Genomic DNA, 26,587 nt, shown 5'->3' with positions numbered 1-26,587 from the left:
AAAGACAATCGGCAGACTCAGGCGTCGTTTCTGTGCGTCGATTGTGGCTACGAAAATCACGCCGATGTGGTCGGCGCGATGAATGTTTTAGCGCGAGGACATCGCGTCTTGGCCTGTGGAGAGTCGGTGCAGTCAGGCCGCTCGATGAAGCAGGAACCCACCGAAGCGACCCGTAGATCATCACGCGGCGCCGTAGGAATCCCCTTCCTTTAGGGCGGGGAGGATGTCAAGGTCCTTGGCGGCATTCATCTGCTGCCGCAAAATGTCTGGATCTACGGGGTGGAACTGGCGGATGACGGGTTCATTTACCATCGCCCGCTGCACAAGGCGCGCCGCATCCGTTACGTATCCATTGACCGTATCGTGGCGCTCGCCTACTGCGACAGCACGGGGGAAGCGGTGTCGTGCCTGCACATTGCGTCGTCGGATGGCAACGCCCGGATCGACGAGCCCATCCTGTACCGCACCGACCTGCTGGGCGTGCTTGAGCATCTCCCCGGCTTCCTGCAAGACGCGTGGCGGGCGTCGCATCTCGACGAAGATTCCAAGCAAGGTTATTGGAAGCCGAAACGGACCGTCGTCTTTCAACGGGCGTGGTCAACATGATCGGCGTCCACTTTCGGAAAAACACATGACACTTGGGATTGACGCTTATTACATCGATGAACACGGCAAGCAGGTCGACTTGCCGCTGAGCTCAGCCCTTGGCGGCGTTGAAAGCACACGGTATTCCTTCTACGCAGGCGACAAGGCGATTGCCGCCGGACTGGTCCTGTTTCCGCTGCTCGCTACCGAGATGTGGGTCGAAGCGCGCGGAGCTGAGCTGGCCATCCTCAAGCGCGAGGCGCACGTCATGCTGGGGCTTCTCGAGGAGAAGGAACGAGCTTATTGGGAGTTTCGATTGGGCAATATCCTGGAAGCGATCGAACTGGCGACGCCGTATGGAGAGAACGGCATCGTGAGCATCGGCTAAAGCGTGCCTGCACGCTTTAGCCGATGCTGGTCCGCTTGCCGGACGTAGCGCACGGCTGACTTGCCATGGCGGCGCCGAGGCTTGCGGTTATGTTTGCTACCGTACTGAAGCTCGGTGTCAAATCGGTAGAATCACGGCATAGCCGCTTTGCTTGTGCTCGTCGAAAAGAATTGATTCCCGCCATGTCCGATTCCCTCTCTCCCAGCAGTGTCGTCCCCCCTGCACCCGCCGTTCCGGACATCGGCGCCGCCATTTACGACAGCAGTCCCGATTGCGTCAAAGTGCTCGACGTGGACGGTCGCATGCTGGCTATGAACAGGAACGGCCAGTGCGCGATGGAAATCGACGATTTCGCGCCGCTGGTCGGCCTGGCCTGGGCCAGCTGGTGGCCTCCAGAGACGGCGGCCACGGTATTGACGGCGCTCGACGCCGCCCGCAGCGGCGGCACCGGCCGCTTCGGTGCCTTCTGCCAGACTGCCAAGGGAACGCCGAAATGGTGGGAGGTGATTGTCGCCCCCATCCTCGGCGCCGATGGCCAGCCCGAGCGCATCCTGGTCATGTCGCGCGATGTCACCGGCGCGCGCCAGGCCGACGAGGAACTGCGGCAAAGCGTCGAACGCCTGCAACTGGCCACCGACGCGGCCGAACTGGGCTTGTGGACCTGGGACCCGGTTTCCGACAAGGTCACCTGGGATAACGAGCATACCTACGACATCCTGGGCGTCGCTCACGGGGAGCAGCCCGTCAACGCGGCGCGCTTTGCTTCCGACTTTTTGCATCCTGACGATATGGCGCGGTTTGCGCAGGCAGTCGCCGCCAGCGTGGCGGGCGACCTGCGCTTCCAGTTTCAGGGCAGGGTGCTGCATAAGGACGGGTCGGTGCGCTGGGTCGAGCTGCATGGCCGGCCCCATGATTGCGCAGGACAGCCGCGCACGCAACTGGTGGGCACCATCGCCGATATCACCGCGCGCAAGCTGGCCGAAGACAAACTGCGCGACGCCGACCGCCGCAAGGACGAATTCCTGGCCATGCTGGCGCACGAGCTGCGCAATCCCCTGGCGCCGATCGGCGCCGCCGCCGAACTGCTCAAACTAGGCAAGTTCGACGAGGCGCGGGTGCGCAGGACCAGCGAAATCATCAGCCGCCAGGTCAGCCACATGACGCATCTGGTCAACGATCTGCTGGACGTGTCGCGCGTGACCGGCGGCGTGGTCAAGCTCGACACGGCCCCGCTCGACCTGCGCGACATCGTCGCCGACGCCGTCGAGCAAAGCGGGCCGCTGATCCGCGGCCGCGGGCACAAACTGTGCATCCATGTGCCGCCGGAGGCCAGCACTGTGCTGGGCGACGCCAAGCGGCTGGTGCAAATCGTCGGCAACCTGCTCAACAACGCCGCCAAGTACACCCCGGATGGCGGCAAGATCGACCTGCTCATCGCCATGGATGACGAGCGCGTGACGCTCAGTGTGGCCGACAACGGCATCGGCATGGAGCACCAGCTGGCGTGCCGCGTATTCGATCTGTTCAGCCAGGCCGAGCATACGTCCGACCGCACCGCTGGCGGCCTGGGTCTGGGACTGGCGCTGGTCAAAAGCCTGGTCGAGATGCATGGCGGCACGGTGTCCTGTGTCAGCGGCGGGACCGGTGCCGGTAGCACCTTCAGCGTCTCGCTGCCGCGTCTGTGCGACGGCCGCGAGGCGCTAGTGGCGGCGCACGCTCCCGGGCGCGTGGCCGGACAAGCGCGCACGCTCGACATCCTGGTGGTGGACGATAACGTCGACGCCGCCGCCATGCTGGCCATGCTGCTCGACGCGTCGGGGCACCGCATGACGGTCGAGCATTCGGCCAGGGACGCGCTGGCGCGCATCGAAACGGCCCGTTTCGACGTCTGCCTGCTCGATATCGGCCTGCCCGAAATGGACGGCAACGCCCTGGCGGCGCGCCTGCGCGGCCATCCGCACACGCGCGGCGCGCTGCTGGTGGCCATTACCGGCTACGGGCAGGAAAGCGACCGCCAGCGCAGCCAGGCCGCCGGTTTCGACCAGCATATGGTCAAACCGGTCGATACCGGGCGGCTGATGGACGTGCTGGCGGAAGTCGCCTAGGGCGAGCGTCGATTGCCCGCCTCAGCGCTCAGGCCTGGCCCTGCCGCTTGAGGCGCCGGTACAAGGTGCGCTCGCTGATGCCCAGGTAAGCGGCCAGCTCGCTGCGGGTGCCGGCAAATCCGGCCAGCGCATCGGTCAACGCATTGGTCAACACATCGGCCACCTCACCGGTGCCGGCCTTCGGCGCCGGTTCGGGCTGCATTGGCGCCGGCGGCAGGTGGGCGACGCGGATCACGCCATCGTCGGCGAACAGACTGGCGCGTTCGAGCACGTTGCGCAGTTCGCGGATATTGCCCGGCCATGCGCGCCGCTGCAACTGCGCCAGCGCTGCCGCATCGATGCTCACGGTGCGCATGGCGCTTGGGCGCGCGAGGAAGGAATTGACCAGCAGGGCGATATCGTCGGCGCGCTCGCGCAGCGGCGGCAGTTCGATCGGGAAGGCGTTGATGCGGTAATACAGGTCCTGGCGGAACTGGCCGCGCGCGACCATCTCGTCGAGCCGCTTGTGGGTGGCCGCCACCAGGCGAAAATTGGCGTGCAGGGTCTCCACCCCGCCCACGCGGCGGTAGGTGCCCGTTTCGATCAGGCGCAGCAGCTTGACCTGCATCGCCAGCGGCACGTCGCCGATTTCATCGAGGAAGATGGTGCCATCCTGGGCCGTCTCGACCAGCCCCGGCTTGCGCAGCGCCGCGCCGGTGAACGCGCCTTTTTCATGGCCGAACAATTCACTTTCGAACAGGGTCTCGCTCAGGCCCGAGCAGTCGACCACGACCAGCGGGCCGCCCGCGCGCGCGCTGGTGGCATGCACGGCGCGCGCAAACAGCTCCTTGCCGGTTCCCGATTCTCCCAGCAGCAGCACCGGCAGCATCGACGGCGCCACCCGCTGCAGTGCGGCCAGCGCCTGGTTGAAGGCGGGCGAACGGCCAACCAGTCCGTCGCCGCTGGGCTGCGCCGAGGCGCTGCGCACCGTCGAGAGCCGCTCGACGTAGGCGGTAATGGCGCCGTGTTCATCGAAGATCGGGCGCAGTTCCACGTCCACGTGTTCCGGCCCGCGCGGCGTGTGGTGGATGTGCAGCACGCGGTCCGGCCCGCGCAGCTCGCGCGCCTTCTTCATCGGGCAATGCTCGCCCGCCTGGTCGCACGGCAGCTCGTAGTGATGCGAGACGCGGTAGCACTTCTGGCCGATGAACGGCTTGCCGGCGGCGCCGAACTGGCGCCGGTAAGCGTCGTTGGCGGCCAGGATGTTGTAGTCGGGGTCGAGCACGATCATCGGCTGTGCCTCGTGTTCAAGGAACGATACAAGCGACTGCACCTGCGCGCAATGGGGGGCAATCGAGGCTGGTTTCGCCGGGTCGTCGGGCATGGGGAAGCTCCTGGTCAGGGGCGCATGGTGGCGCAGCACTGCCATGACTGTCAAGCGGCACTGCCATGTGGCAGTCGGCTGGCAGCCGGGTGTACGCCTTGCGACATATAAATTCCTTAACAAATCAAGGAGATCGATCAAGATTTCCGCCCGTTTGCGCTCTGGCATGCGTTTTGCATCGTCCTGCAAGGTATCCACGAGAGAGCCCCCACGCATGAGCACAGCCGCATTCCAGGTCGAAGGTTTTTTCGACGCCGCCACCAGCACTGTCAGTTATCTGGTGCTCGATCCGGTGACGCACTGCTGCGCCCTGATCGACAGCGTGCTCGACTTCGACCAGAAATCGGGCCGCACGGCCACCACCTCGGCCGACCGGCTCATTGCGCGGGTCGGCGAACTTGGCGCCAAGGTCGCGTGGATACTGGAAACCCACGTCCATGCCGACCACCTGACCGCCGCCCAATACCTGCAACAGCGCCTGGGCGGCAAAACTGCCATCGGCCGCCACATCGCCGCCGTGCAGGAAGTCTTCGGCGCCTTGCTCAATACCGGGGCCGGCATGGCGCGCGACGGCAGCCAGTTCGACCACCTGTTCGCGGACGGCGAGACCTTCCGCATCGGCAGCCTGGAATGCAGCGTCATGCATACGCCCGGCCATACGCCGGCTTGCCTGAGCTATGTGGTCGGGCACGGCGCTCGCCTGGCCGCGTTCGTCGGCGACACCCTGTTCATGCCCGACTACGGCACCGCGCGCTGCGATTTTCCGGGTGGCGACGCGCTCACCCTGTACCGTTCGATCGGCAAGGTGCTCGCCTTGCCCGACGATACCTTGCTCTACATGTGCCACGACTACCAGCCCGGCGGGCGCGAGGTGCGCTTTGTCAGCACGGTGGCCGAGGAACGCTTTCATAACGTCCACGTCGGCGGCGGCGTCACGGAAGACGAATTCGTGGCCATGCGCACCCGGCGCGACGCCACCCTGGCGATGCCGGCGCTGATCCTGCCGTCGGTGCAGGTCAATATGCGCGCGGGACGCTTCCCGGAACCGGAGTCGAACGGGCAGCGCTACCTGAAAATCCCGATCGACGCGCTGTGAGCGCGGCGGGCGTCATGGACCGGCACGAGGTGCTCATCATCGGCGGCGGCGCCGCCGGGATCGCGACGGCGGCCAGCCTGCTGGCGCGCGCGCCGGGCCTCGACATCGCCATCGTCGACCCGGCCGAGGTGCATCACTACCAGCCCGGCTGGACCCTGGTCGGCGCCGGCGTGTTCGACGCCGCGCAGACGGCGCGCACCATGGCCTCGGTCATTCCGCGCGGGGTGAAGTGGATCAGGGCGGCGGTGGCGGCCTTCGAACCGGAGCGCAATGCCGTCATTCTCGATGGCTATCGCATGCTGGGCTACGGTCAACTGATCGTGTGCCCGGGGCTCAAGCTCGACTGGGAAGCGATTGACGGCCTGCGCGAGACGCTGGGCAGCAACGGCGTCACCTCGAACTACCTGGGCCACCTGGCGCCCTACACCTGGCAACTGGTGCGCAGCCTGCGCGCGGGCCAGGCCATTTTTACCCAGCCGCCGGCGCCGATCAAATGCGCGGGCGCGCCGCAAAAGGCGATGTACCTGGCGGCCGATCACTGGAAGCGCAGCGGCGTGGCCGGCCAGCTGCGGGTCGACTTTTGCAGCGCCGCGCCGGTCCTGTTCGGCGTGCCCGAGTACGTGCCGGCGCTGATGGACTACGTGAATGGCTACGGCATCGCCCTGCAACTGGGCCACACGCTGACGGCGGTCGACGGCCCGGCGCGGCGCGCCACGTTTGCGCGCCTCAATGCCGACGGCGGCAAGGAGACGATCACGCGCCCGTTCGACCTGCTGCACGTGGTGCCGCCCCAGGTGGCGCCGGACTTCGTGCGGGTCAGCCCATTGGCCGATGGCGCCGGCTGGATCGAGGTCGACCCGGCCACCCTGCGCCACAAGCGCTGGGACAGCATCCACGCGCTCGGTGACGCCATCAATGCCGGCAACGCCAAGACGGCGGCGGCGGCGCGCAAGCAGGCGCCGGTGGTCGCGCACAATGTGCTGGCGGCGCTCGGCAAGCGCGCCGGCGTGGCCCGCTACGACGGTTACGGGGCCTGTCCGCTGACGGTGGAACGCGGCAAGATCGTCCTGGCCGAGTTCACGTACGGCGGCAAGCTGGCGCCGAGTTTTCCATCCTGGCTGATCGATGGCACGCGGCCATCGCGGCTGGCGTGGCTGCTCAAGGAGCGCATCCTGCCGCCGCTGTACTGGCACGCCATGCTCAAGGGGCGCGAGTGGCTGGCCAGGCCGGCGGTGGCGCCCGCGTGAGGCGCGCCCGATGACGCTCGTCGCGCTGCTTGGCTTTGCGGTCGGCATTGTGCTGGCGCTGACCGGCGCCGGCGGCGGCATCCTGGCTGTGCCGCTGCTGGTGTTCGGCGCCGGCTTGTCGATGGCCGAAGCGGGGCCGATCGGATTGCTGGCGGTGGGCCTGGCGGCCAGCCTGGGTGCGGGCATGGGCCTGCGCAGCGGCACCGTGCGCTACAAGGCGGCGCTGCTGGTGGCCGCGGCCGGGGTGCTGTGTTCGCCGCTCGGCTTGTGGCTGGCGCAGCGCATGCCGAACCGGCCGCTGACGGCCGTCTTCGCCATCGTGTTGCTGTACGTGGCGCTGCGCGCCTGGCGGCGCTCGCGCTGCGGCGGCGATGCGCCGCCCGAACGCGCCAAGCCGCCGCCGTGCCGGCTCGACACCGCGCGCGGCAAGCTCAACTGGACGGCCCCGTGCGCGCGGGCGCTGTGCTGGAGCGGACTGGTGGCGGGCGGCTTGTCCGGTTTGCTGGGCGTGGGCGGCGGTTTTGTCATGGTGCCGGCGCTGCAGCGTTTCACCGACCTGGGCACCCAATCGGTGCTGGCGACCTCGCTGGCGGTGATCGCGCTGGTGTCGATGGCGGGCGTGGCCGCCAGCGCCGCCACCGGGCACCTGCAATGGGCCGTCGCCGTGCCGTTTGCGCTCGGCGCGCTGGCCGGCATGGGCGCCGGGCGACTGGTGGCGGCGCGCCTGCCCGCCGCGCGCCTGCAACAGGGCTTCGCGCTGGTGTCGGCGCTGGTGGCGCTCGCGCTGCTGGTCCGCGCTACGTTCTACGTCTAGTGTGGTTGTTTTGCACGATTGCCGGCGTTGTCATAAAAATATCTTGAGGGTTGGCGTGGTTTTCAGCTAGAGTTTCAAGCCGGAAATTTCCGCCTTTACCCACACCGAGGTCTGCCATGTATCGAACGCTGCGCGCTTGCGCCCGCCAACTCCCCGTGCTATCCGCAACCGCCGCCATGCTGCTGGCGCTGGCCGTGCCCTTGTCCACCGCGGCGGCGGCCGACCTGGCCCTGTCGGCCTGCGCAGCGCAAGTCTACCCGGCCGAAGCCGTGCGCTACCGCATGGAGGGCGTGAGCCGGGTCCAGCTGGTGCCGGGCAAGAAGGTGCGCGTGGCCGGCGTGGTCGGCGAGAGCGGCTATGCGGTGCTCGACAGCGCCTCGGTGGCGCTGGCGACCAGTTGCACGGTTCCGGCCACCAGTGCCGACGGCACGCCGTGGGTGCTCAGCGTGCCCTGGAAGCTGCCCGCCGAAAAGGGTGCGTACACGCCGGCGCGCCTGGCGGTCGAGTTTTGCGCGCGCCGCAATAAACTGATCCAGTTCCCCGAGCTGGACGGCTTGGCGCCGAACATGACCGTGCGCGTGCTGGTGGACGCCGATGGCGCGCCGTCCGCGCCCAAGATCGAACTGTCGAGCGGCGAGCCGCTGGCCGACCAGCAGGCGCTCGAGATGGTTGCGCAATGCCGCTTCGGGCGCGCAACCCTGGACGGCGTGGCGGTGCCCGGCGCGGTGCTGGTGCCGCTGGCCTTCGACAGCGCCGGCGCCAGCGAGGAGAAGGTGCGCGCGCTGTACAAGCTGCAGACCGATCCGAAGCTGGGACCGAAAGATTACAAGCTGGCGCAGATCGATTTTGCCACCGAAACGGAAGCGGGCCGGGTCATCGGCGAGCTGAACGGCGGCGCCAATTTCGTCGACTACATCCGCAAGCGTACCAAGCTGCCGGAAGTGATCAAGCGCGCGGGCCAGCTCGGCTGGATGCGCGTGGCGGAGATGGAAAAGGATATTGCCGAGGCTATCGAGGCACAGGGCGAGCCGGGATTGCTGCAGCAGCCGGTGCGTGCGAAAAATGGCCGCTGGCATGTGATCGACATCGAAGAGACGCGCCCGGTCGCAACGGCGAGCTACGAGAAGGTCAGGGCCAATCTCAAGCGCAAGCTGATCGAGGAACGCGAGGTGGTGGTCCAGCAGCGGCCGCCGCTGGCGAAGTGATGCGACCTGAAGGGGCCGTGGCGCGCCCCTTCAGGACTGTGCTTACGGCAGCGTTTTCAGCGTTGCCTTGACCGGTGCCGAGAAGTGATAGCCGTCGTACCTGTCCCAATTGATCGACCAGGTCATCACGCCGCGGAAGTCTGGATACGCCTTGAGCGGCTTGATGGTGCCGCAGTTGAGCAGGCGGGTCAGGCAGTTGAGCGCATTGTTGACATCGGTCGTGGTGGTAAAGCCCGACCCGGCCGAACTTCTGCCGGACGGCACGCCAAAGCCCACCTGGTCCGGGCGCAAGCCGGCAAAGTTGTTGCCGCCGTAGGTAAAGCCTTCGATCAGCATCCTGGCCGTGGCCACCAGCTGGTCGGTCGATCCGGCCTTGATCGCTCCGCTCGCATACGGCGTGTAGATGTCGCCGTTGTTGTAATACTGCGGATGGAGCACCGTCAGTTCATTGCGCAGCGCGTTGATGATCGGGATGTACGCCCCCCAGATCGAACCGTAGCTGGTAAAGCCGCCTTCCACATACACCCATTCCGGCGCCATCGACAGGTAGAAGCCCGGGCCGACCTTGGCCTTCAGGTTCTTGACCGCGATCGGCAGGTAGGTCTGGATCGCCGCGCCCTGGGAGACGCCGTTTTCCAGGTCGAGGTCGATGCCGTCGAAACCATACTTGACGATGATCGCGTGCAGCGAATTGGTGAAATTGCTCGCTTCGGCGGTCGAGCCGACCGAGACCGAACCATTCTGCCCGCCCAGCGAGAGGATCACCTTCTTGCCCTGGGCTTTTTTGGCCTTGATGTCCGCGATGAACTGCGCTTCGCTGCCGGCGCCCGGGTCGACCGTGAAGCTGACGTTGCCGTTGCCGGCGTTATCGGCGAAGGACACCACGATCACGTCCCAGTCCTTGCTGACCTGGCTGATCGGGAAGGTATTGCCGCTCGGGTTGGCGAAATTGTGCCAGTAGCCGACCAGCGCGTGTTTTGCCAGCCCGCTTGGGGTGGGCGTCGGGGTGGGGGTCGGCGTCGGTGTTGGTGTCGGAGTCGGAGTCGGAGTCGGAGTCGGAGTCGGGGTTGGTGTCGGCGTCGCGCAGCTCGCGCCGGCGCTCCACAGCGTTGGCGAATCCTTTGGATTCCAGTTGGTGCCGACGTATGCCGTATGCGTCACCAGCGCCTTGTACGACAGGCCAAGATAGCTGACGACCTGGCCGGCGGTGTACGAATTTCCTTCCGCCCACAGCGCGCAGGCGGCCGGGGTCGGCGCGGGCGTCGGGGTCGGCGTTGGCGTCGGAACCGGGGTCGGCGTCGGGGTCGGTGTCGGTGTCGGGGTTGGGGTTGGTGTCGGGGTTGGTGTCGGATTGGCGCCACATGCGCCGCTGACGGTCCATGGTTTGCCGGTCCCGGCCGCGCCGTTATTGGTCGACGGATTGGCGCCCTGGGTCCAGTACGCCGCCGTGTAATTGACGCCCGCGACACTGGCCGATTTGCCACCTTCATACACGCTTGCGCTGTTCCATTCGGCGAAACACACCGACGTTGCCGCCAGCATCTTGCTCTGGGATGACTGCGTGCCGGTGGACTGGTTCGTGCCGGCGCCGCCGCAAGCGGCGAGCGAGCCGCCCAGCAGGCTGACGATGAGGCTATGGATGAGTATCTTGTTCAATTTGGAACTCCTTGTGGGGATGTCGAGCGGCTTGAAGATGTTTTATGTGCAATAAACAAATACCAATATAACACCACTAATCGAGTATATGCATACCAAATTGAAAATTATTAATACCAACTTATTACCTCCGGCAATGCTTGATGCCGCCCGTTATCAAGGCGCATGACAAGGGCAGAACGCCAGCCGGCGCGCGGCAGGGCAGTTGAAGGTCATCGGGGGAGGGTGCTGGGTGGCGCCGGAAGCGGCGCTGATGGCCGCTTCCGGGCTCGCCTGGGGCGAGCTGGACTTACTTGATGACGGCGACGCGCTGGCGCTTGCCGCCCTTGAAGGTGTACAAGGTCAGCTTGCCATCCTTGACGTCGCCGCGCGCATCGAAGGCGACCACGCCGGTAATGCCCTGGTAGCTGCCCTTGGCCAGGGCCGGCAGGTACACCGCCGGGTCCGGCGAGCCGGCCTTTTGCATGGCGGCCACCATGGCCAGCATGGCGTCGTAGGCGTACGGCGCATAGGTCATCACCTCGACGCCGAAGCGGCGGCGGTAGGCCGCGCGGAACGCGTCCAGGCCTTTTTGCTGCTGCGGCTCGACCCCGCCCGCTTCGGCGCAGATGACCTGGCCGTCGGCCATGCCGTCGCCGGCCAGCCGGGGCACCGAGTCGGAACACATGCCGTCGCCGCCCATGAAGCGCACCGGCATGCCGAGCTGCTTCATCTGGCGCAGCATCGGCCCGGCCACGGCATCCATGCCGCCGAAGAAAATCAGGTCGGGCTTGGTGGCCTTGATCGCGGTGAGGATGGCGTTGAAGTCGGTGGCTTTGTCGGTCGTAAACTGCTGGGCAACGATGCGCGCGCCGCCTGACTTCTTGACGTTCTTGACGAACTCGTCCGCCAAGCCCTTGCCGTAGGCGGTGCGGTCGTCGATCACGGCGATCTGCTTTGCCTTGCCGTCCTGCACCGCGTAGCGGGCGAGGGCCGCGCCGAGCTGCTCGTCATTGGCAATATTGCGAAACGCCGTGTTGAACCCCTGGCGCGTGTATTTGGGGTTGCTGGCGGCCGGCGAAATTTGCGGGATGCCGGCGTCGTAATAGATTTTCGAGGCGGGGATGGTGGTGCCCGAGTTCTGGTGCCCGATCACGCCGCGCACCTTGGCGTCGACCAGTTTTTGCGCCACGGTCGTGCCTTGCTTGGGATCGCCGGCGTCGTCCTCGGCCAGCAGTTCCACGCGGTAGCGCTTGCCGCCGATGACGACGCCCTTGGCGTTGAGCTCATCGACCGCCATGCGCGCGCCGTTTTCATTGTCCTTGCCGAGATGGGCGATGGCGCCGGAGGTAGCCGCCACGTGCCCGATCCGGATCACATCCTGGGCCTGCGCCGCGCCGCCAACCATACAAGCGAGCACGCTCGCCCGCAACACCAATCTTGAACTGAACCGCATAACTACCTTTATCGTTGACGCGGCCCGAGCGCCGCAGATCGGGCAGCATACCACGCAGGAAAGTTACGCGCGCCTGTGGCTTTCCCCTATGTCAGCCGTGGCTGTCGATCTCGATGCCCCGGCTGCGCAATCTGTACAGCACCCCGAGGCCGGCCATGGTGAGCACGGCGGCGATCAGGGTCAGCAGTTCGCTGCCGCCCCGGGTGATGACGGCGGCGGCGTTCGAGGCCATGGTGGCGGCGGTCATGCCGTGGTCGTAGGTGGCGCCGATGACCAGTTCGCGGTCGTTGATGGCATTGGTCAGGTGCAAGCCCTGGCCGCCACGGTGTACGGTCATCTTGTTGTCGCGCCAGACGAAGGACATGCGCTCGGCGCCCACCAGCACGGTGCCGACCACGTGGCCGGCGTTGTTGATGTCGGTGGCGAAGCTGTTGTAGTTGCCGATCAGCGCGCCCAGGTCGACCATGCGCTTGCCGTCGTGCGTGAAGGCGCGCCAGCGGCGCTCGCGCGTTTCGGAGGCGCCGACCACCATGCCGGCGTCGTTGATCGCCATGGCCGAACTCTGGCGCCCGCCCAGGGTGCCCAGGTCGACCATGCCGCCCGCCGGCGTGTACAGGAAAGCGTGGCGCAAGCCCTGCTCGTTGGCGGCGGTGCCGACCACATGGCGGTGCTTGTTGATGCCGCTGGCGTAGCTGATCTTGCCGCCCAAGGTGCCCAGGTCCTGCAAGGTCCCGCCGCCATCGTCGATGAAGGCGTGCCAGTCGCCGCCGGGGATATCGGCAAACCCGACCGCCACGCCGTCCTGGTTCAGACCCATGCCGTAGCTGCTGGGGCCGCCCAAGGTGCCGATGATGCGCATCCCGCTGTCGCGATGGAACATGAAGGCGTTCCAGCTGCCGTTTTTGTTGCGCACGGACCCGATGATCTGGCCCCGGTCGTTGATGCCGCGCGCGTCGCTGTGCTTGCCGCCGCGCGAGCCGAGGTCGGTGACCTTGCCTTTTTCGAACAACACCCCGCGCGTGTTGCCATCGCCATCTTCCAGCACGGCGGCGACTTGGCCGGCGGCGTTCATGTCGTAGGCGATGGTGGACTCGCCGGGCGGCGCGGCGATGCCGAGCGGATGGGGGCGGGCGCTGGCTTCGCCTCCCAGCAAGATCAGGATGGCGAGGCAGGCTGGGAGGGCAGGGCGCATGCGGGATTCCTTGGTCGGGGATGGGCGGCGGGTGCGGGCCGTTGCGAAACAACTAACCATAAATATACGCCATCATTGCGCAGAAGTGGAATAGTTGTTTGCTATGTTGTCGCAAACAATTGGCGTTCCTGACGCTCGATCCCTTTATCGCGGCGTTCCTGGCTGTAAATATGCTTGCCGGCCCTATCGTGCTGCTTCCGCTGCCGCTGACGCTGCCGCTGCCGCTGCTGCTGCCGCTGCGTCGGGTGCTACCGACGCCGCCGACGCCGCCATCGCAGCCGCTGCTGCTGCCGCTGCGTCGGGTGCTACCGACGCCGCCGACGCCGCCATCGCAGCCGCAGCCGCTCTCGAGGCCTCCTCCTCAGCCGCCGCTTCCACCATTGCCTTGACCGCCTTGTCCCCCTCCTCGTCGTTAATTTTCGGGATGATGAGCTCGAGATGCACCGTCGGCTTCCCGGGCGGGGAAATCTCAGGCATTGGCGGGGCAGGCGGAACGACTGGCGCAGGCTCGACCATGACCGTTGGTGTAGGAGCCACTACCGCTTCGGAAACATGGTCATTCCCGAAAACGGCGACGGCAGCGGCGATCAGTATCCAGACAACAATTATTGCAGCTGTCCATACAGAAAATCGGACGATCGGGGTTTCCCTGGTACGAGGGCCGCGCGGGACTTCCCTGGTACGAGGGCCGACCGGGACTTCCCTGGTACGAGGGCCGACCGTGCCCAGGTTTTTCAACCACGCCCCCGCGTCGTTCCACCGATTCCCGGGCTCGACCGCCATGGCCGTTTCAATCGAGCGGACCAGCGCAGAGGGGAACTTGCTCCCGACGAGCTCGGAAAGCGGCCGCAACTGGTCCTTGGCACCGCCCAGTTTGCGCGCCAGGCTGGGAAGGGGCTTGGCCCCGGAGAGCAAATGGTAAAACGTCGCCCCCAGCGCGTAGACATCGGTTGCCGGCGATCGGGTCTGGAGCGCATAGTCGTTGTATTGCTCGTATGGCGTATAGCCCTCGCGTGCAATCGTCGTCAGCAGCATCGATTCGTTGCCTACCGCCTGCCTGGCGGCGCCGAAGTCGATCAGTACCGGCTTGTTCAGATCATTGATCAGGATATTCGATGGACTGATATCGAGATGCAGCAGGTTGATCGCATGGAGATGGCTCAGCGCGTCGAGTGTCGCATGCAGCCATTGCGTCGCTTGCTCCGCCGTGGGAATCGTCTGCGCATCGATCCGTAATTGTAGCGATCCGCCCTGCAGGCGCTCCATGATGAAATACATGTTGCCCCGGTCTTCAAACGTTTCGTAAACGGCAATGATGCCAGAGTGGCGGACTTCCCTGAGGCTGTAGGCCTCCCGCACGAAGGCGTCCTTGCCTTTCTGATAGCTGTTGCGGTCACTGGGTTTCTGGGGGGTAATCGTGAGTGACAGTGCGTGGCGCCCGCATATCGCTTGCGGGAAATATTCCTTGATCGCCACAGTTGTCCCACTGTTTAACTGGTCCTTTGCCTCGTACACGATGCCAAAGCCTCCGCTGCCGAGCTCACCGACAACCTCGTATTTATTATGGAGAATGGTCCCTTGCGGCAGGCTGTTGACTCCCCAGTTGGGGACATGCACGTCGTTATTCTCGGCTCTCATGGCGCATCCTGGTGAGTGTTCGGGTGGTGATCGTGGCTCCTGCCTGCGCGCTGGCTTGGCTGTCTGGCACGCTTCCCGCCATGCTGCGTGGCAACGTTGTCGTGCCGGTGTGGCTGGTCGGACTGCGATGCTGGACGCGGATGTGTGTCGGGCGATGCAGAAGCGGGCGCCTGTCCGGCGGAGGCCGGCAAGGGCAAAGGCACTGAGAGATTGACGGACGGCGCCACCGGCACTGCGGCTCGCACCGCCGGGGCCGCGCGTACGGCGGGAGGCGGCGCGCGCAATTGCCAGCCTGCCATGGCGCCGGCAGCCAGGCCCAGGGCGAGTCCGGCGGCCGGGGTGCGCCACTGCCACTGCCGCAGCCAGCGCCCGCCGGCATGCCCGTGCGCTGCCGGCAGGGGGAGCGCGGACGGGACATGCGCGGTCCGTACCACCGCCACCGTGATATTGTCGCGTCCGCCGGCCTGGTTGGCCGCTTCGACCAGGCACAGCGCCAGCGCCTGTGGCGACGCGTCGCCGGCGGCCATGGCGGCCAGCGCGGTATCGGACACGTGATCGGTCAGGCCGTCGCTGCACAGGATGAAGAGTTCGCCGGGTACGAGGTCCATGGCGATGGTGTCGGGGATGAACAGGTTGCCGTCGTTGCCGATCACGGCGGTGAGCACCGATTTGGCGCGCTCGTCCCCGCCTAGCGCGGCCGACAGATTGTGGTTGCGGGTCAAGCGCATGAGTTCGCCGTGCGGGCTGCGGCGGTAACACGACGAATCTCCCTGCCAGCAGAGCATGCCTGTGCCGCCGTGAATGAACAGCGCCACGGCTGTGGTGGCCATGCCGGAACGCGCAGGGTCGATATCAGCCGCTTCGAGGACGGTGGCGTGGGCGTCGACGAAGGCGGCGCGCAGGATCGCGCGTAAGGTGTCGCCGTCGAGCCTGGCGGCGTTGATGCTCTTCCCGGCCACGGCCAGCAAGTGCCGGCGCGCGCAGCGTGCGATCGTCGCCACCGCCAGCGCGCTTGCCGCCGCGCCGGCATTGCCGCCGCCAACCCCGTCTGCGACGACCGCAAGACCGATCGCCGGATCGAGGTGGAACGCATCCTCGTTGCAAGTACGCACCTTGCCAGGGTCGCTGGCGGCGCCGAATGCCAGCTCGGCGCCGCCGGTGAACGTGGTAATCGTTGCCATGGAGGCTCCTTGGACGGCTAGAAGGGCGACGCCAGGCTGGCGAGCAGTTTCGCGCTACGGTCGAGGGTGTCCACCACCAGTTGCAGTCCGGTCTGCGTCTGCGTCACCGCGTCGGTGACGCCGCCGACCGTCTTGCCGAGCGCGCCGACACTGTCGACCAGCTTGCCAGTTTCCTGCCTGACCACGGTGTAGCTGGACCTGGCGTCGCGCAGGAAATTCGCCAGTTCATTGTCGTGCAGCGAAGCGAAGGCGATTTCGGTGCTGCCCAGCTGCGCCGCCAGCGTGTACGCGAGCGATTCCAGCGCCTGCCGCGTTTCCGCCAGGGTTGCTCCGATGCGCTGGTGCGCGCCGTCCACGGTTGCCTGGAGCGCGTCGAGCCCCCCGGCAATGCCGTCGTCCAAGCTGTCGACCTCTGCTGTTGCGATGGCGACCTGGGCGGAAGCACGCGCGGCGAGTTCCGCGTCGACGATCGGCATGGTGGTGTCGAAGCTGCGCTGTACACGCTCCTGATGTTCGTCGAGCGCCCCGTTGGCAGCGCCGGTTTGTGCCAGCAGTTCGCCGCACTCCTGCAGCGCAAGAGCATGATCGCTTTCGATCGCCGCGTCGAGCTCGCCCAGGGCGTCGAGCAGGCCGGCCGATCGGGCTGCATGGGTTTCGCCGAGTCGCCCGGCATTGATGGCCGCCTGCTCAACGGCGTGCGTCAGTTGCAGCAGTTTTTGCTCGCTCGACTCGCCGATCCGGACCACCTCCTGGCCGATGGCGTCGAGGCGCGCCGCAGCGCGGTCCTTGAAAGCGCCGATCTTTTCTTGCACCGATGCGAGCCGCTCATCGAAGTCGTCGTATGCAGCCTGATAGCCGGCGCATAGCGCGCGGCATTCATCGATGGCGCGCGCACTCGCGGCGATCGCTTCGGGGCTGGGGTTGTCGCCGTCGGCCATGGCATCCTCTTTAAATGTTAAAGCCAACGATGGCCGCGATCTCGCGAACCCGGTCCATGGCCTCCTTGATCGGTTGTTGGAGCGCGTCGAGTGTCTGGCGCTCCGGCCCCATGGCCTGCCCGGCGCCGCAGGCCTGGCGCCCGAGAGCGGCGACGCGCTGTTCGATTTCGGCGATCACGGTACTGGCGTCGGCCAGGATGCCTTGCAGCACCTGTTTGCCTTCTTGCAGCAGCTCGTTGCGCGCCTTGGCAAGCTGCCGTTCGAGCGGGCCGGTGACATGCTTGTTGGCGCTGTCAAGAATCGCATCGGACATGGCCTGGACCGCAGCGTCGACCTGGTCCTGCGCTTGTGTGTGAACTACGTGCATGTCGCCCTGCAGCGCGCCCAGTGTTCCTTGTGCGGTGGCGGTGACCTGCACCGTCCGCTGTGCGAGTTGCTTGAGCGTGGACGACTGCTGGTCGAGATGGGTGCGCGCATCTTGGGCGTGCTTGTCCGTGGCGGCGGCGAGTGTCTGCAGCGCGCTGTTGCGCTGCTGCGCCCAGGCGTCGATTGTCGTTGCCAGTTCGGCTGCCGTGGCCGCTTCTCCGGTGAGCGCCGCGCGCGCCGTATCGCAGGTATCCTGCGCTGACTTGAGCGCGGCCCGGGTCGCGCTGTCCGCCGTATCAAGCTTGTCGATGGCGTCCTCGGTGGCTGCGGCCAGCGGGGCGAGCATCTCGGCGATGGCGACGGCATGCGCTTGCGCGGTTCCGCACAGCGCCTGCAGTTGCGTCGCCATTTCGGCGGCTGCGTCCTCCAGTTCGACAAGCGTTTGCCCGCAGGCTGCGGCCACGCCATTGAACCTGGTGGCGCTGTCCGCGGCGCGCTGCTCAAGGGCATCGAGGTCGGCCTCCAGGTCGGCGGCATGTTGGCGCAGTTCGTCGATCGAGATCGTCATGGTGCGGCCTGCCCGGGTTAGCCGAAGGACAACAAGTCGCGCATCTCCTTGAATACCTGGACGGCCGCTTCGAGCGCCGGCAGGGCCTGGTGGAACGCAATCAATTCGGGCATGATGCTGCTCAGTGCGGACGTTACCATGACGTTGAGCTCGGTCTCGATGATGGCTTGCGCAATGGCTTTTTCGACGGTGTCGATGGCCAGTTCCTGCAAGCGCTGGCGCGCACCGTCGATCGTCGACGCGATGCCCTCCGCGGCGAAGGCTGCGAGCTCGCGCGTGCTTGCCTCGAGGGAGTCGCAAAACGCGTTTGCTGCCTGGTCGGCGGCATCCATGTAGCTCTCGGCGGCGGTGCTGAAAACGCCTTTCGCCCGCTGCTCAAGCGTATCGAGCGCCGTGTGCAGATACGTGTCGACATCGCTACCCAAGGCGCCGAGCGTGGCGAGCAGGCCGGGCGTGAGCTCATTGCCGATGCCATTGCCGACGCCGCCGAGTTCGGTCCCCATCGCCGCCAGATGCTCGCGGTGTCTCGCCGAGAGCGCCTCGAGCGCCTGCTGAAGGCCATCCTGTGCTTCGTGCAGGCTGCTCCTGGCCTGAGCATCGCTGTGCAAAACGGCCTGTATGCCCGTATCGATGCTGGCGTACGCGGCTGCATGAGCGGCGGCGCATGTCTCGAGCAGTTCGTGATGCGCGTCCGACGCCACCGCCGCTGCCTCTACTTTCGTTTGCAAAAGTACCTTGCAGTTCGCGTCGAGCTCGCGGTCGGCCGCCATTGCCGCCTGTGTAATGGCAGTAGCGGCGCTGTCGATGGCGTCGTTGGCGCAAGTCAGGTCGGCATGGCCGGGCACGCTAATCGATGCAAGATCCGGCGCCGCGTGGCTCAAGGCGTCCATTGCACTGCCAAGCTGCGCCAGCCGGTTGTCGAGCGTCGTATGTATTTGCAGCAAGTCCATTGGGCAGGCCGGTTTCAGGATTCAGTCTAATTGACGCATGATCTCGATCAGCGGCTTGATGGCGTCGAGCAGTTCGATGATCCGGCTCAGCGAGTCGACCAGGCGCATGGCGTCCTCGCCAATCGCGCCCGATAGCTGTTCAGCGCTGCGCCGCAGCGCGTCGAGCGTGTCGGTTACGCCGCCAATGTCGACTTTGACCGCATCCCTGATCTGGCTGAGCAAGAGCGATTCGGCACCCTGCGCCAGCGTATGGATTTCTTGGGTCCATTCTTTGGCCAGCGCCGAGCAGATCGTCTCGACCTTGCGCGCCACGTCGTCGCAGAGCGACTGCAATTTGGCGAACTCGGCAGCTCTTGCTTCGCCGGCGCGCTTCACCGCCGCTTGTACGGCTTCCGACAAACGCTGGTTGTCGTCGGCGCCGGCGTCGCTCAGGGCCGCCCAGGCAGAAAAGCGGTCGGTGATTGTTGTTGCGTCCGCGGCGCTGGCGCTCTCGGTCACTGCGAGCGCAGCCGTTACAGTGCCTGCGGCATTGCCCAGGTTCGCGAGAGCGTCATGGCTGGCGGAGCGATTCTGCGTCGATAGCGTGGCCAGCGCCCCGACCGATTCGGCCAGCCTGGAAGCGTGCAGCTCGATATTGCCTGACAGGTCGTCGAGATCGTTTTCCAGCGCGGTCGCCGAGGTATCGATGCACGTGTCGAGGGCGAGCAAGGAAGCGTCGAGCGTATCGGCCAGTGCATCGAAACCTTGCACGCAAAGGTCGACTCGGGCTTCCAGTCCGTCCAGCGGTACGACATGGGTCTCGGTGAAGCGCTCGCCGATCGCCGTGATCTTCAGTAACAGTGCGCCAGGGTTCACGCCAGCCCTCCTTGTATGTGGAATTGCTTAATGAAACGACAATGATGCGATCCGTTCCGGACCGGCCAGCCAGCTGTCGGCGCGGCCTGGCACCTTGCTGGAGGCCACGCCCAGCGCCTTGTTGCGCTTGCCATCGATGGCGCTCACGCGTAGGCATCCGGTGTCATCAAGGGCGAAGTGAATGTCGATCGCGGCGCCAGCGTCGGCGGGGAATGCCGATTCAAAAACCAGATCGCGGATCACCTCTGCCGTATGGCCAGGAAGCCGGGAGCCGATGCCGATGTTGAATTTCACCTGGCCGTTCTGGTTGGCCCTGACCTGCAGCATGCCCTTGGCGGGAAGCGCGGCGCCGGCCTCGATCAGGGTGTTGAACGGCCGCTCACCTTGTCCCGTACCACCGGTCAGGACACCAACGCTCGCTGCCGCGATGCCGGCCGGGGCGGACGGCGCGCCATGTTGCGCCATCGACAGCGCTACGCTCGCCAGCGGCCTGCGTTTGACGTCGAAGTGGCTTGCGTTGCCCGACGATGAAAGATGCTCGACCAAACCCAGTGGCACGGCATCGTCGCCCAGCAGGTACAGTTCGTCGACGGGCGGGTGGGCCGCCAGGGCCCCGAACAGGCTGGAAAAGGCCGGGTTGAAAACAGCCCGGATCGCCGACTGCGCCTCGTTGAACGACACTGCGCGCCGGCGCAGGGCGCTATCGATCACGTCCGCCAAAAAGGGAGTGCAGTGCGGGTCTCCAGTCGATCGCGTGTCGGCGTACCATGTGACGAACTCGTGCCATACTTTATGCGCCGACCAGGCCGGGATATTGGGTGGCGGTGTGTTGCTTTCAGTCAGGTCATCATAAACACGGCGCAGGCCGCTGTGGTTCGGTACCGCGAGCGCCTTTTGCCTGCCTTCAGCGCCCAAGGCAATCCATGCCTGGTCCTGCAGGATGGCAAGCAGGGCCTGCGACCCCTTCGCGTTGCGGTGGTGCAGGTATTGTTCCAGCGCGGTGGCGATTCCCTGCAACTGGACTGGGACGCCGAGGACTACGCCGAGGAAGGATTCGAGCCGCCGCTGGTCGAGGCGGTCAAGCTCGCAATCGAGCGCAATCAGGAAGCGCTCGACCTTTGCGCCCACTTGGGCGGCATCGGCCCGGGCTTTTCGCGCCAGCAGGCCGAGCGCGCCTTCGCTCGACAGCCCAACCGCGCCCTCGCCCGCGCCGGTGACGATGCCGTCGAAGTCGCGCAGGTCGGTGCAGCGAAAGACATACAGCGCCCTCGTCAGCGCGGCGAGTTCGCTGCAAATGGCTGCCGTACCGACCCATGCCTGGGCCCCCGCAAGTGTCAGTTCGTTCGGTCGCGCATCACGGGCGGCGCCCGATGAGCGAATCGTGACGGCGCTTCCGACCGCGTCGCGTGCGGCCGCGTAATGATGTGCGCCCAAAAACAGGATGGACAAGGTGCTCATGGCTGGACCGCATGTGGCGGGTTGTCGGCTGCAACCAGTGGCGTACGCGGAAAGGCGACGCGGCGGTGCGGCGATGCGGGGGGCGGGACAATCATGCCGGCGCCCGGCAGCGCAGGCGCGGAAGGCGGCGCCGATGTCGGCGATGCAGGAGGCTGCGGGGCAGGCGGGGGCGGCGCGACGTTCCCGGCGGGCGCGGGCGGTGCAGCCTGGCCGGAAAAATTGGCGGCGGCGAGCGTCAGTGCCGGTTCCGCTTGCGGCTCGTAATGAGCGATGAGGTTGCTTGCTTGCTGGACGACGAGCTGGAGGCCGGCCTGCTTTTCCTTGATGATCCACGTCAGCACGTCAATGTCGTTGTGCAGTTTGTTGGCAGCGGCGCTGGTCGCGATGGTGTATTGATTGACATGGTCATCGGCCTTGCTCATGAACTCGGCAAATTCTTTTTTCAGACGGGCGATGACATCGGCGTAGGCATGATGGCGCAATTTTTCTCCATCCTTCAGCGCTTTTTCGGTGGATGCGACGAGGTTCGAGCGGAGTTTGAGCCCGAGTTCCTCGATCTGCTTGCTCTCCATGCGCGGCATTTGCCGGGCGATGAGAGGTATCAGGACCACGACAGCGCCCGCCGCGATCAGGGTGATCCATGCACGCACGTCCTTCATCCCGGATGTGCCCGCTCCCGCGGATGTCGGGATTTCTCGAGCGCCGGGCGTGGAAAACACCTTGACGCCCGCTGCGGCGGCAATGCTGAAGAAAAGAACGATGGCCATGAGGTTCTGGATCACACCTTTGGACTTGTTGAAAATACCCATCAATCCGCCGGATACGAATTTTTCGGGCGTGCCCGGATTGACCCGAAAGCCGCCTCCAAGCGCCGCCGGCAGTGGCGGTGGCGGCGTCAGCTCCAGCGCAGCCATGCTCTCGTCGGGCAACAGCGGGACCATCTTGTCGGCGACGGATTGCCTGGTTTCTTCTTGCAATTGCCTTATCCGGGCGCAACCTTTTTTAAACACGTTTGCCGAAATTGTTGCGATTTGCACCTGGATGTCGAGACACCTTGCCTCTTTAATTGTCAGCAAGAACTCATGGGCAAGCAAACTTCCATACCAGATTGGCGGGGAGCTGAGCACGCGGTCACCCGCGCCGTCGGGATCGGTCCATTCGACCGACTCGGGACCGAGGACGCCGACCAGCGAATCGGCAGTGGCCAGGAGCGGTTGCTTGAGATGGTCTTCGAGTGTGCGGATGGCCGTGTCAAAGTTCGACCTGATTGCCGCGCAGACATCTTTCCAGGCGCTATCGGAAAATACCCGCCCAGCGGACACTTCTGGTAGCTTGTGGGCCAGGAGCGTTATCGCATGGACCGCCGCCACCCGTTCGCCTTCCAGCTGCAATTGCTTGCGCGCACGCTTGGCCAGCGCCGCATAGTGCATCGCCGCCAGCGGGAGACGCATATCCTGCAAGAGCGCGGGAAGCGTCTCTGGACGGAGTTCATGCGTTGGCAAGGACGAAGCAATGACGCGCTTCAGCGCACTGGCGGCGGCGAGACGGGTCGTGTTGCTTTTGTCAAGCAACACGACTGCGGCGTGGGCGTTGCCGAGTAGCGTCGCAAGCGAATCAAGTGCTGTAGAAGAGCCTGCTCCCGGGCCGACCACGACGATGTGGACAAAGCGTTGCAGGTAGTGCGCCACGTGGGCGCCGGCCGTAGCCGGATTGAGGTTGTGTGCCAGCAGGAGACGTATCCAGGGAGCGCCGGTAATGTCTTCATTGGCGACCGCCAGACGCAATTCCGGCAATGGATCGGCGCCGCCAAAAACCGTCCGCGGCGCCTGCGCCAGCGCATGAAATTGCGCCAGCCCCTCGCCCTGCCTTTTGCGGAACAGTGTCAGCGACGCCGTCTCGTCGTGCATCGGAAACGCCTTCGGCGAGAAGGCAGGAAATTCGCCCGGCGAACCCAGCAACATTACGGTGACAGGCCGTTCGGCGATGTCGGCCGCCTCGGCCTCGAGCGCCCGGAAAAACGACTGGCCGGCAGCGGCGGACGTGAATTTTTTTGCCCGCTCATCGCACGCATCAATGAACGTCCGCATCCTTTCCGGTTGCATATTCGCTCCTGGTGCCGGGACGATAGATGATCTAGTATATACACGCCGGCGTGGCATTGAAATGAGTATCGCTGGGTTGGGATTTTTAGTAGTATGTAAGCCACATTTGGTGAGCTTGTCGGTCGTTACTGCAATGCGCCCGTGCTTGGCGAGCTGCAGCGCAAGATGATCATTTGGCCGCATCATTGAAAACGGGGGGATCATGCGTTTTCTGTTCGCGCTGGCAGCAGCCTGCTCCTTGCCTACGCCTGCGCCTGCGCTTGCCATGGCATGCGGGCTTGGTCCGCAATTCGCGACAGCCATCATCCGCTCGACTCCTGTCGATGCGGCGGCTGAGTGGTCGTGCATGGCGGCCCCTGTCGATCTCGACGCGCTTGCGCCGCGCCCCGGCGCCGGCAGCTTCGGCGCCGGCCGGGCTGAAGGCAAGCGGCATCAGGGTGTCGACCTGATGCTTGTCGATTATTCGAGGCAGTGTCTTGGAAGCACGGACGGGATCAAGGCCGCAACCTTCCACGTCCATGCGATCGCGGATGGCACGGTTGCCTACGCGCGTGCCAATACAGCGGCAAGCTGTCCGCCAGAGAGGCCCGATTGCAAGCTCGCGTCCACGGGCCTCGGGCTGACGATTGTCATCGATCACGGCACTGGGGTGTATTCGCTGTACGCCCATATGGCCCAGGATCCGGCGACGAATCGATGTCTGCCCGAGAGTCTGTTGCGGGAAGGTAAAACGATGCGTGTCAAGGTCGGCCAGCGTGTCACTGCCGGCGAGGTCATCGGATTCCTGGGACAGCTCGGTCCGGGCATCAGCGAGTACGGTAAGCCAAGCGGCAACGCCGTCGCCACTGCCGAGGCCGTCCAGCTGCACTTCGAGCTGTTCCGGGCGCCGCCGGGAAGGTCATCGTTCTCAAGCATCGCGGCGATCGTTCCGGCTGCGGAGCGTGGAAAAATCGACCCCAACACTTTCCTCGCGAGATTCCAGCGGCGCCCATGAAGGCGGGCGTTGTCCCGGCCTGCTGCTCGGGCGTCTCTCAAATTCTAATGCGCCGGCCCCCCCCACCAGGTGCGGCGCATCCGATGAGCGCGGCCTTTGGGTGCAAAACCACTTGGATCATTTTAAGTTCGGCTGTTTTTTACACGGAGGGCGTGCAAGCTCCAACCACGAGAATCCGGCGACCATGGCGATATGGCGAGCCATTGGCCTTAATCATCGTGACATCGATCTTGACGGCGGCAACATCGGCGTCGAGTCGCGCGACACAGGATTCCATGCCGTGCCTGCTCGACCTACGTCAGAACGCGTAGCGCGCCGTTACTTGCACCGAACGCGGCGCTCCTGGCAAATTCAGGTTGCCGTTGCTGCCGTGCCCCGCCACGATGTACTGGCGGTCAGCCAGGTTCATCGCGTTGACCTGGATATCGACCTTGCCCTGGCGGTAGTACGCCATGGCGTCGATGGTGGCGTAACCGGGCAGCGACACCGTGTTGCCGGGATTGGCGAAGCGCTCGCCCACCGCATTCACGCCGCCGCCCACGCCAAAGCCATTGCCGAGCGTCTTGGTCAGCCACACATTGCCGCTATGCACCGGCGTGAGCGTCGGGCGCTTGCCCTGCACCGGCTGGCCGGCGTCCATCGCCACCGACGACACCGCCCGCGCATCCAGGTAGGCATAGCCCGACCACAGCTGCCAGCCGTCGCCCAGCTTGCCGGCGAAGGTCAGCTCGACGCCGTCGCTGCGCTGGGTGCCGATGGGAATCAAGCGATTGGTGGTCGGGTCGGTGGCCTTGATGTTGGTGCGCTCGAGGCGAAACAGCGATACCGAGGCGGTCGCATTGCCGTCGAACAGGTCGAATTTGGCGCCGACTTCCTTGTTGGTGGTTTCCTCCGGCGCGATCTGGGCATTGTTGGCGGCCAGCGCGAACGATTCGCCGGATGGCTGGAACGACTTGCTGAACGAGCCGAAGTACGATTGCGTCTCGCCCGGCTGGTACACCAGTCCGGCGCGCGGACTCCAGGCGCGGTCCACCCGGGACAAATTCGACTGCCCGGCGCGGCGTTCGAGCGTGCTTTGCTCGAAGCGGTCGAAGCGCACCCCGGCCAGCGCCTTCCACTGCGCCGACAAGGTGGCCATATCCTGCACGTAGGCGCTGGCGACCTTCATCACGCCCAGGTTGTCGGTCGAGGGCGCGGCGCTGACCGTGAACGGCAGCACCGGGGCGACCGGATTGAACAGATTGACCCGGGCGATATTGTTCTGGCTGCGGAACAACTGGTCTTTCTCTTGCTTGCCGATCTCCACGCCGTACAGCAACTGGTGGCGCATGCCGGCCAGGTTGGCCACTTGCTTGAGCTCGGTCTGGTTGAAGTAGCCGCTCTCGTCGCGCCGCACATTGCTGCGGTTGAGCGAGGCGGTCAGCGCCTTCTCGTCGACCGAACCGGCCAGTGTATTGTTGCGGTCCAAGGTGTAGTGATAGTGGCGCAAGGCATTGCGCACGGTCCACGCATCGTTGATGCGGTGATCCAGGGTGAAGCCGAAGGCTTTCACTTCGGCTTCGGAGTAATCGTTGGCCTTGGCATTGGCGGCGCCATAGTAGGTGCCGGCCGCCACGTCGACGGGCTTGCCACGGTACGAAGGCACGCCAAAATCGGTCACGCGCTTGTCGTTCAGGTATTCGGCCTGCAACAGCAGTTTGGTGGCGCTACCGATATTGAGCGAGACCGACGGCGCAAACGCTTCGCGGTCGAGGAATTGCTGGTCGCGGTAGCTGTCGGCGCGTTCGACGGCGCCGGTGACGCGAAATGCCAGCGGGCTGGCGCTATCGGCGCGCGCCACGTCGATCTCGGCGCGGCGCTGGTTCCAGCTGCCGGCCTGCAGGCTGACTTCATTCTTGTTGATGCCGGGCTTCTTGCTGATCCGGTTGATCAATCCGCCCGACGAGCCGCGCCCGTACAGCACCGAGGCCGGCCCCTTGATGATTTCCACCTGCTCGGTGTTGGACAGGTCGCGGAAGTACAGCGCATCGTCGCGCATGCCGTCGACAAACTGGTCGGCAATCGCGGTAAAGCTGCGAATCGTCACCTGGTCGCGCTGGCCGTCGCCGTGCGACAGGCCGATGCCCGGCACCGCCTTGAGCACATCCTGCAGCGAGCGCGCGCCCTGGTCGCGCAGCACGGACAGGGGCACCACGTTGACGGTTTGCGGAATGTCGCGCAGCGGCGCGTCGATCTTGGTGGCGCTGGTCGAACTGGCCGGGTTGTAGCCGGCGTCCTGGTCGCGCGTGGCGGTGACGGTGATTTCTTTCAGTTCGGCCTGGGCCTGCGCGAGGGCAGGGACGGACAAATAGGGGAGTGCCAGCGCGATGATGACGGCCAGCCGTTTCTGTTGCATTGCCATGTGACGTCCTTGTTCTTATACGTTTACTACGAATGATAATGATTCCCATT

At 65.4% G+C, this 26,587-nt stretch carries 20 protein-coding genes and 2 pseudogenes; 9 read left to right on the top strand and 13 right to left on the bottom strand.

Annotated elements, in window-relative coordinates; all coding sequences use genetic code 11:
- The 4 genes and pseudogenes from F1735_RS13155 to F1735_RS13140 all read left to right on the top strand — a co-directional run.
- Positions 1 to 213, top strand: a pseudogene (locus F1735_RS13155) (zinc ribbon domain-containing protein); the annotation flags it as partial.
- A gap of 66 nt (positions 214 to 279) precedes the next feature.
- Positions 280 to 606 carry a hypothetical protein gene (locus tag F1735_RS13150; protein ID WP_167237348.1) on the top strand — a complete coding sequence of 109 codons (327 nt, stop codon included), beginning with the start codon at positions 280 to 282 and terminating at the stop codon, positions 604 to 606.
- Between the two features lie 25 nt (positions 607 to 631).
- Positions 632 to 973 (top strand): hypothetical protein, encoded by a 342-nt coding sequence (locus tag F1735_RS13145; RefSeq protein ID WP_167237347.1) that lies wholly within the window; start codon positions 632 to 634, stop codon positions 971 to 973.
- 182 nt (positions 974 to 1,155) lie between these two features.
- A complete protein-coding gene (locus F1735_RS13140) occupies positions 1,156 to 3,078 on the top strand; it encodes a PAS domain-containing hybrid sensor histidine kinase/response regulator (protein ID WP_167237346.1) in 1,923 nt (640 codons plus the stop codon).
- 28 nt (positions 3,079 to 3,106) lie between these two features.
- Here F1735_RS13140 and F1735_RS13135 read toward each other — a convergent pair whose 3' ends face one another.
- On the bottom strand, positions 3,107 to 4,441 hold the full coding sequence (locus F1735_RS13135) for a sigma-54 interaction domain-containing protein (RefSeq protein ID WP_167237345.1): 1,335 nt from the start codon (positions 4,439 to 4,441) through the stop codon (positions 3,107 to 3,109).
- A 214-nt stretch (positions 4,442 to 4,655) separates the two neighbouring features.
- On the opposite strand from F1735_RS13135, the gene F1735_RS13130 reads away from it, so the two are divergent.
- The 4 genes and pseudogenes from F1735_RS13130 (at position 4,656) to F1735_RS13115 (ending at position 8,803) form a co-directional block, all read left to right on the top strand.
- Complete coding sequence (locus F1735_RS13130) at positions 4,656 to 5,537, top strand: MBL fold metallo-hydrolase (protein ID WP_167237344.1); 882 nt, start codon at positions 4,656 to 4,658, stop codon at positions 5,535 to 5,537.
- A pseudogene (locus tag F1735_RS13125) lies at positions 5,489 to 6,784 on the top strand (NAD(P)/FAD-dependent oxidoreductase); the annotation flags it as partial. The gene F1735_RS13130 and the pseudogene F1735_RS13125, both read left to right, overlap by 49 nt.
- Before the next feature lie 10 nt (positions 6,785 to 6,794).
- Positions 6,795 to 7,598 carry a sulfite exporter TauE/SafE family protein gene (locus tag F1735_RS13120; RefSeq protein ID WP_167237342.1) on the top strand — a complete coding sequence of 268 codons (804 nt, stop codon included), beginning with the start codon at positions 6,795 to 6,797 and terminating at the stop codon, positions 7,596 to 7,598.
- A 116-nt stretch (positions 7,599 to 7,714) separates the two neighbouring features.
- Positions 7,715 to 8,803 (top strand): energy transducer TonB, encoded by a 1,089-nt coding sequence (locus F1735_RS13115; protein ID WP_222852985.1) that lies wholly within the window; start codon positions 7,715 to 7,717, stop codon positions 8,801 to 8,803.
- A gap of 42 nt (positions 8,804 to 8,845) precedes the next feature.
- Here F1735_RS13115 and F1735_RS36485 read toward each other — a convergent pair whose 3' ends face one another.
- The 11 genes from F1735_RS36485 to F1735_RS13060 form a co-directional block, all read right to left on the bottom strand.
- Entirely contained in the window at positions 8,846 to 10,459 is a 1,614-nt protein-coding gene (locus tag F1735_RS36485; RefSeq protein WP_229505748.1) for a chitinase, read from the bottom strand.
- Positions 10,460 to 10,748: 289 nt separating this feature from the next.
- Positions 10,749 to 11,894: a branched-chain amino acid ABC transporter substrate-binding protein gene (locus F1735_RS13105; protein WP_167237340.1), complete on the bottom strand. Its 1,146-nt coding sequence runs from the start codon at positions 11,892 to 11,894 to the stop codon at positions 10,749 to 10,751.
- Positions 11,895 to 11,985: 91 nt separating this feature from the next.
- Positions 11,986 to 13,086 (bottom strand): HAF repeat-containing protein, encoded by a 1,101-nt coding sequence (locus F1735_RS13100; RefSeq protein ID WP_167237339.1) that lies wholly within the window; start codon positions 13,084 to 13,086, stop codon positions 11,986 to 11,988.
- A gap of 183 nt (positions 13,087 to 13,269) precedes the next feature.
- Entirely contained in the window at positions 13,270 to 14,724 is a 1,455-nt protein-coding gene (locus F1735_RS13095) for a serine/threonine protein kinase (protein ID WP_167237338.1), read from the bottom strand.
- Positions 14,721 to 15,905, bottom strand: coding sequence for a PP2C family protein-serine/threonine phosphatase (locus tag F1735_RS13090; protein ID WP_167237337.1), 1,185 nt, complete (start codon positions 15,903 to 15,905; stop codon positions 14,721 to 14,723). Before F1735_RS13090 ends, F1735_RS13095 begins: the two co-directional genes overlap by 4 nt.
- Before the next feature lie 17 nt (positions 15,906 to 15,922).
- On the bottom strand, positions 15,923 to 16,843 hold the full coding sequence (locus F1735_RS13085) for a hypothetical protein (RefSeq protein ID WP_167237336.1): 921 nt from the start codon (positions 16,841 to 16,843) through the stop codon (positions 15,923 to 15,925).
- Positions 16,844 to 16,853: 10 nt separating this feature from the next.
- A complete protein-coding gene (locus tag F1735_RS13080) occupies positions 16,854 to 17,777 on the bottom strand; it encodes a hypothetical protein (protein WP_167237335.1) in 924 nt (307 codons plus the stop codon).
- A gap of 17 nt (positions 17,778 to 17,794) precedes the next feature.
- Positions 17,795 to 18,727 (bottom strand): hypothetical protein, encoded by a 933-nt coding sequence (locus F1735_RS13075; RefSeq protein WP_167237334.1) that lies wholly within the window; start codon positions 18,725 to 18,727, stop codon positions 17,795 to 17,797.
- Positions 18,728 to 18,748: 21 nt separating this feature from the next.
- On the bottom strand, positions 18,749 to 19,582 hold the full coding sequence (locus tag F1735_RS13070) for a hypothetical protein (protein ID WP_167237333.1): 834 nt from the start codon (positions 19,580 to 19,582) through the stop codon (positions 18,749 to 18,751).
- A gap of 27 nt (positions 19,583 to 19,609) precedes the next feature.
- The gene (locus tag F1735_RS13065) at positions 19,610 to 21,040 is read right to left on the bottom strand and encodes a hypothetical protein (RefSeq protein ID WP_167237332.1); all 1,431 of its coding nucleotides are present in this window, start codon (positions 21,038 to 21,040) and stop codon (positions 19,610 to 19,612) included.
- Entirely contained in the window at positions 21,037 to 23,142 is a 2,106-nt protein-coding gene (locus F1735_RS13060) for a hypothetical protein (protein ID WP_167237331.1), read from the bottom strand. The genes F1735_RS13065 and F1735_RS13060 overlap by 4 nt, the downstream gene beginning before the upstream one ends.
- A gap of 202 nt (positions 23,143 to 23,344) precedes the next feature.
- Between F1735_RS13060 and F1735_RS13055 the strand changes: the two genes are divergently transcribed.
- Positions 23,345 to 24,136 (top strand): M23 family metallopeptidase, encoded by a 792-nt coding sequence (locus F1735_RS13055; RefSeq protein WP_167237330.1) that lies wholly within the window; start codon positions 23,345 to 23,347, stop codon positions 24,134 to 24,136.
- 298 nt (positions 24,137 to 24,434) lie between these two features.
- Here the strand turns inward: F1735_RS13055 and F1735_RS13050 are convergent, their stop codons facing one another.
- Positions 24,435 to 26,537: a TonB-dependent receptor gene (locus tag F1735_RS13050; protein WP_167237329.1), complete on the bottom strand. Its 2,103-nt coding sequence runs from the start codon at positions 26,535 to 26,537 to the stop codon at positions 24,435 to 24,437.
- Positions 26,538 to 26,587: the final 50 nt, after the last annotated feature.

This window comes from Massilia genomosp. 1 (assembly GCF_011682185.1).
Taxonomy (GTDB): domain Bacteria; phylum Pseudomonadota; class Gammaproteobacteria; order Burkholderiales; family Burkholderiaceae_D; genus Telluria_A; species Telluria_A rubra.
Note: the sequence above shows the minus strand (reverse complement) of the source record. Positions and strands in the feature narration are given on the sequence as shown.

Excerpts from the sequence above, each read along its gene's own strand:
- F1735_RS13145 (WP_167237347.1), top strand. The coding sequence starts at position 632 with ATGACACTTGGGATTGACGCTTATTACATCGATGAACACGGCAAGCAG.
- F1735_RS13140 (WP_167237346.1), top strand. The coding sequence starts at position 1,156 with ATGTCCGATTCCCTCTCTCCCAGCAGTGTCGTCCCCCCTGCACCCGCC.
- F1735_RS13135 (WP_167237345.1), bottom strand. The coding sequence starts at position 4,441 with ATGCCCGACGACCCGGCGAAACCAGCCTCGATTGCCCCCCATTGCGCG.
- F1735_RS13130 (WP_167237344.1), top strand. The coding sequence starts at position 4,656 with ATGAGCACAGCCGCATTCCAGGTCGAAGGTTTTTTCGACGCCGCCACC.
- F1735_RS13120 (WP_167237342.1), top strand. The coding sequence starts at position 6,795 with ATGACGCTCGTCGCGCTGCTTGGCTTTGCGGTCGGCATTGTGCTGGCG.
- F1735_RS13115 (WP_222852985.1), top strand. The coding sequence starts at position 7,715 with ATGTATCGAACGCTGCGCGCTTGCGCCCGCCAACTCCCCGTGCTATCC.
- F1735_RS13105 (WP_167237340.1), bottom strand. The coding sequence starts at position 11,894 with ATGCGGTTCAGTTCAAGATTGGTGTTGCGGGCGAGCGTGCTCGCTTGT.
- F1735_RS13100 (WP_167237339.1), bottom strand. The coding sequence starts at position 13,086 with ATGCGCCCTGCCCTCCCAGCCTGCCTCGCCATCCTGATCTTGCTGGGA.
- F1735_RS13095 (WP_167237338.1), bottom strand. The coding sequence starts at position 14,724 with ATGAGAGCCGAGAATAACGACGTGCATGTCCCCAACTGGGGAGTCAAC.
- F1735_RS13090 (WP_167237337.1), bottom strand. The coding sequence starts at position 15,905 with ATGGCAACGATTACCACGTTCACCGGCGGCGCCGAGCTGGCATTCGGC.
- F1735_RS13085 (WP_167237336.1), bottom strand. The coding sequence starts at position 16,843 with ATGGCCGACGGCGACAACCCCAGCCCCGAAGCGATCGCCGCGAGTGCG.
- F1735_RS13080 (WP_167237335.1), bottom strand. The coding sequence starts at position 17,777 with ATGACGATCTCGATCGACGAACTGCGCCAACATGCCGCCGACCTGGAG.
- F1735_RS13075 (WP_167237334.1), bottom strand. The coding sequence starts at position 18,727 with ATGGACTTGCTGCAAATACATACGACGCTCGACAACCGGCTGGCGCAG.
- F1735_RS13065 (WP_167237332.1), bottom strand. The coding sequence starts at position 21,040 with ATGAGCACCTTGTCCATCCTGTTTTTGGGCGCACATCATTACGCGGCC.
- F1735_RS13060 (WP_167237331.1), bottom strand. The coding sequence starts at position 23,142 with ATGCAACCGGAAAGGATGCGGACGTTCATTGATGCGTGCGATGAGCGG.
- F1735_RS13055 (WP_167237330.1), top strand. The coding sequence starts at position 23,345 with ATGCGTTTTCTGTTCGCGCTGGCAGCAGCCTGCTCCTTGCCTACGCCT.
- F1735_RS13050 (WP_167237329.1), bottom strand. The coding sequence starts at position 26,537 with ATGGCAATGCAACAGAAACGGCTGGCCGTCATCATCGCGCTGGCACTC.